General features: G+C 53.6%; 2 protein-coding genes. One reads left to right on the forward strand and one right to left on the reverse strand.

Annotated features, from left to right (window positions below; translation table 11 throughout):
- The coding region (locus ACOCD2_RS24570) for a hypothetical protein (protein WP_419626322.1) at positions 1-227 on the forward strand (227 nt) is incomplete at its 5' end.
- On the opposite strand, the gene ACOCD2_RS24575 is transcribed toward ACOCD2_RS24570, so the two are convergent.
- Positions 192-646: transposase (locus ACOCD2_RS24575; RefSeq protein WP_419589759.1), on the reverse strand; the 455-nt coding region annotated here is incomplete at its 5' end. The two genes, ACOCD2_RS24570 and ACOCD2_RS24575, sit on opposite strands and share 36 nt — an antisense overlap.

Raw genomic sequence — 646 nt, forward strand, 5'->3', positions numbered from 1 at the left:
ACACGCCCAAGCGTATTGTGCATCTGAAACGCTCCATGGTCACCTTGCCATTGTATGGAAAGGAGCAAGAGGTGCGTTATCGGAGTAAAGTGTTGATGGCTCATTTTCTTGGGGGACGTTTAGTACGTGTTGTGTGGTGTGAATTCAAGAGTGAAAGTGGCCACTGGAAAAAAGCGCATTTATTAGGCTCTTCAGCAGAATCTGTGGGTAAACTCAGGCTGGGGTAAAGCCCCAAGTGCATGATACAAAGCGATTTCCGCGCCCCGATACGTCCGAAAACCGAAGGATTTTCTGGAGGTCAGTTTTGCCTTGGTGTTGAAACCCTCCACAACACCACTGGAAAGCTGCCCCCTGGCCCGGAACCAGTTGAGCAACAGCGGCCGATGACCTCGCAGCATCCGGGCCACTTTCTTCATCGGCTCGATTTTCGATCGCATCGTTTTCGTACACCACCTATCCAGAAACTGACCGGCCCAGTAGGGCGAAACGTAACCCCAGAAGAACTGGAACGCCTCCTTCAGCAGGCAGGCCCGCACGCTGCGAAGGTTGTACTGCAGCAGTTCCGCCAGCTTGCTCTCCTGCGCATCGGTCAAATGTTCCGGTCGCTTCAGCAGCAGCCAGCGGCTTTTCGTCAGAACAGGCTCAT

Source organism: Thiolapillus sp. (assembly GCF_048562965.1).
In the GTDB taxonomy this organism is placed as follows: Bacteria; Pseudomonadota; Gammaproteobacteria; order Chromatiales; family Chromatiaceae; genus Thiolapillus; species Thiolapillus brandeum_A.